The organism is Cupriavidus sp. R6-3, assembly GCF_059772245.1.
Genome location: NZ_JCBAJO010000325.1, coordinates 1 through 4,102, shown reverse-complemented (window position 1 = coordinate 4,102; position 4,102 = coordinate 1). Strand labels below are relative to the sequence as shown.

At 71.0% G+C, this 4,102-nt stretch carries 4 protein-coding genes; all 4 read right to left on the bottom strand.

The window, feature by feature from the left end; genetic code table 11:
• Positions 1 to 1,291 (bottom strand): TolC family protein (locus AC6EI8_RS24870; protein WP_498383174.1); only part of this gene is annotated, 1,291 nt, incomplete at its 3' end.
• A 155-nt stretch (positions 1,292 to 1,446) separates the two neighbouring features.
• The gene (locus tag AC6EI8_RS24865; RefSeq protein ID WP_498383173.1) at positions 1,447 to 2,610 is read right to left on the bottom strand and encodes an ABC transporter permease; all 1,164 of its coding nucleotides are present in this window, start codon (positions 2,608 to 2,610) and stop codon (positions 1,447 to 1,449) included.
• A gap of 44 nt (positions 2,611 to 2,654) precedes the next feature.
• Positions 2,655 to 3,683, bottom strand: coding sequence for an ABC transporter ATP-binding protein (locus AC6EI8_RS24860; RefSeq protein WP_498383172.1), 1,029 nt, complete (start codon positions 3,681 to 3,683; stop codon positions 2,655 to 2,657).
• A partial coding sequence (locus tag AC6EI8_RS24855) for an HlyD family secretion protein (protein ID WP_498383171.1) occupies positions 3,680 to 4,102 on the bottom strand: 423 nt, incomplete at its 5' end. The genes AC6EI8_RS24855 and AC6EI8_RS24860, both read right to left, overlap by 4 nt.

Below are 4,102 nucleotides of genomic sequence, written 5' to 3'. Positions count from 1 at the left end.
CGGCGATATTCCATACATTGAGGTGATCGAACAGGTCGCCGCCGCTGCGCGACTGCGTGCCCGCGCTCGCCGACAGCGTCAGGCTCGGATACAGGTTGGCGGTGGCGACGCCGATATCGGCGCTGGCCCGGTGCAGCAGCGCCTCGGCCGCGCGGATATCGGGACGCCGGCGCGCCAGCGTCGAGGGCAGGCTGACCGGCAAGGTGTCGGGCAGCCGCAGTTCGGCAAGGCGGAATACCGGCACGGCGGTGGCCGGCGCGTTGGAAGCGGCCTGTCCCGCCTCGCTGTCCGCCCCAGGTCCGGCCGCCGGTCCGCCCGTCGGGGCGCTCGCCGCTTTGTTCGACCGCTCGCTCGACGGTTGGCGCGCGCGTTCGCTCGCCGGTCCACTGGTCGAAGCGCTCGCCGCCTTGTGCGCCGGTTCGCCCGCGAGTTCGCTCACCGGCTCCGCCGCCGCTGCCGGCGGCAATCCCAGATAGACCGCCAGCTGATGGCGCGTCGCCGCCAACTGCCGCGTCAGGCCCGGCAGCAGCGCCTCGGTCTGCGCCAGTTCGCCGCGTTGGCGCTCCGCTTCGACCCTCGCGGTCCCGCCGAGCGAGACCCCTTGCTCGACGATCGCCAGCTGCCGCCGCTGCGCGTCGACCAGCGCCTCGGTGTCCTCGATCTGCGCGCGCAGGCTGGCCTCGCGGATGGCGGCGGTGGCGACATTGGCGGCGAGCGACAGCCGCGCGGCCTCGAGCTCGAAGCGCTGGAAATCCACCGCCGCGCGCAGGCCTTCCAGTTCGCGCCGCTGCGCGCCGAACAGGTCCAGCACGTAAGAGACCCGCACCGACGCGCCGTACAGCGTGAAGGGCGGGGGACTGGGGAACGCCGTGATGCCCATCGACTCGATATTGACCTGCTGGCGCGCGGCGTCGAGGCGCGCGTCGATGGCGGGCCACTGCGCGATGCCCGCCGCCGCCGCGTAGTCGTGCTGCGCGCGCTCGAGGCTGGCCTGCGCCTGCGCCAGCGTCGGGCTGTTGGCGAGCGCGGTGCGGATGGCGCCATCGAGCGCGGGGCTGCCGAACAGCGACCACCACTGCGCCGGCACGTCGGCGCCATCGAGCAGACGCTGCGCATCACCGTGCCGCACTGGCGCGGAGGTCGTCGTCGAAGGCGAGGACCCGGCGCCGTAGCGGGTGTCGTCGGGCGCTGGCGGTGCGACGAAGTCCGGGCCGACGGCGCAGCCGGCGAGCAGCGTGGCGGCACCGACGAGCGGCGCCAGCCGTTTGCATCGGAACGCGGACAGGGTCATCGCAATCTCCTTGCTGGCATCGAGGTTTGGCGAACGCATCGGTCGATCGTCACAGCCCGATCAGTCTTCACAGTCGCTTCGGCAGTCGCAGTCGCATCGGCCATCACGGTCGCATCGGCCATCACGGTCGCATCGGCACCACAATCTCACCGCCCTCAATCCAGCGTCCGTCGATAGAAGCGCACCGCGATCGCCATCACCACCGCGGTAAACAGCAGCAACGGCCAGACATTGGGCCAGAGCTCTGCCCAACCGCTGCCCTTGAGCAGGATGCCGCGGATCATCCGGTGGAAATACGTCATCGGCAGCAGGTTGCCGATCGCCTGCGCCCACTGCGGCATGCCCTGGAACGGGAACATGAAGCCCGACAGCAGGATGCCCGGCAGGAAGTAGAAGAAGGTCAGCTGCATCGCCTGCAGCTGGTTCTGCGCCAGCGATGACAGCGTGATGCCGACCGTCAGGTTGGCGGCGATGAACAGCAGCGCGGCCAGATAGACCGCGACCACCGAGCCGACGAAGGGCACGCCGAAGACCCAGCGCGCCGCCAGCAGGATGATGGTGCTCTGGATCAGCCCGATGAAGACATAGGGCACGATCTTGCCGCTCATCACCTCGAGCGGGCGCACCGGCGTGGCGAGCAGGTTCTCCATCGTGCCGCGCTCGCGTTCGCGCGTCATCGCCAGCCCGGTCATCATCACCATCGTCATCGACAGGATCACGCCCATCAGGCCCGGCACGATGTTGTACTGGGTCAGGCCCTCGGGGTTGTAGAGCCGGTGCACCTGCACGTCGAAGGCCGGCTTGCCGCCGGCGAGCGGCGCCAGTGGGCCCTTCAGGTCCTTGTCGGCGACCGCGACCGGCATCTGCGCCAGCGCGGCCAGCGCGGCGCCGGTCGCCGAAGGATCGGTGGCGTCGGCCTCGACCAGCACCGCGGGCCGTTCGCCGCGCAGCAGCCGGCGCGTGAAATCGGGCGGGATGGTGACGACGAACTGCAGCTCGCCGCGCATCAGCGCCTCGCGTCCCGCGGCCTCGTCGGGCAGCGTGCCGACCACGCGGAAATAGCGCGAAGCCTGCATGCTGGCCACGAGCGAGCGCGTGAATTCGCTGTGGTCGGCGGCGATCACGCCGGTGGGCAACTGGCGCGGATCGGTATTGATGGCGAAGCCGAACAGCAGCAGCTGCAGCACCGGCAGCCCGACGATCATGCCGAACGTCACGCGGTCGCGGCGCAGCTGCAGGAATTCCTTCAGCACGATGCTCCACCAGCGCCGCAGCGAGAAGCCGAGGGGCGCTTCGCCGGCGTGCCCGCCGGCTCTCATATCGCCTCCCGCATCTCCTCTCGCATGGCCTCGCGCATCGCGCCTCACGGTCCGGCCCTCCGTGCATGCCCGGCGGCCCGCCGGTCCGCGCGCGCGCTGTTGTCGGCCCGCATGTTGTCGTCCGCCCGGTTCATCATGTGGATGAACACGTCCTCCAGGCTGGTGTCCACCGGTGCGATCCGATGTCCGCCTTCGCCGGCCAGCCGCCGCAGCGTGGCTTCCAGCGCGGCGGCGTCGCGGCCGGTCACGTGCAGCGCGTTGCCGAACACCACGGTCTGCTCGACCGCCGCTTCGTCGGCGAGCTGGCGCGACAGCGCGTTCAGGTCGCCGCCCTCGACCGACCAGGTCGACAGGCCCTGCGCCGCCACCACCTGCTCGGCGGTGCCCTGCGCCAGCAACTTGCCGTAGGCGATATAGGCGAGCTTGTGGCAGCGCTCGGCCTCGTCCATGTAGTGCGTGCTGACCAGCACCGAGATGCCGCGCGCGGCGAGCCGATGCAGTTGCTCCCAGAAATCGCGCCGCGCCTTCGGATCGACGCCGGCGGTGGGCTCGTCGAGCAGCAGCAGCTCCGGTTCGTGCAGCAGGCAGGCGGCCAGCGCCAGCCGCTGCTTCCAGCCGCCCGACAGCGCGCCGGCCAGCTGGCGCGCGCGGCTGGCCAGCCCCAGTCCGTCGAGCGCGCGCTCGACCGCCGCCTTGCGATCGGGCACGCCGTAGACGCGCGCGACGAAGTCGAGATTCTCGCGGATCGACAGGTCTTCCCAGTACGAGAACTTCTGCGTCATATAGCCGACGAGGCGCTTGATCTGCGCGCTGTCGCGCAGGATGTCGAAGCCCAGGCAGGTGCCGTGGCCGGCGTCGGGCGTCAGCAGCCCGCACATCATGCGGATCGACGTGGTCTTGCCGCTGCCGTTGGGGCCGAGGAAGCCGAAGATCTCGCCGCGGCGCACCTGCAGCGTCAGGCCGTCGACCACCTGCTTGTCGCCGAAGCGCTTGCCCAGGTCGTGCACGTCGATCGCCAGTTCGGGGGCATCGCGCTCCATCGTCGGGGTGTCGGCTGGCGCGCTGCCGTTCATGACCGCGCTCCACTTGCGGGGGCCGTTGGGGCCGATTCGTTCGTTGCCGCCGCAGCCGGCTCGACCTCCACCGGCTGGCCCGGGTGCAGCCGCGCCGCGTCGGCCGGCGCCGGACGCGCCTCGACCAGGAAGACCAGCTTGCGCCGCGTCTCGTTGCTGTAGATCACCGGCGGCGTGTATTCGGCCTGGCTGGAGACGTAGCGGATCGTGGCCGGGATCGCGGCGCCGCAGCCGTCGCAGGTCAGCCGTACGGTTTGCCCGGCCCGCAGCGTGCCGACCGCCGCTTCGGGCACGAAGAAGCGGACCTTGACGTTGCCCGGCGGCAGCAGCCGCACCACCGGGCTGCCGGCCGGCACCCATTCGCCCTGCCGGTAGAGCGTGTCGTAGACCAGGCTGCCCGCGGGCGCGGCGATGGCCTT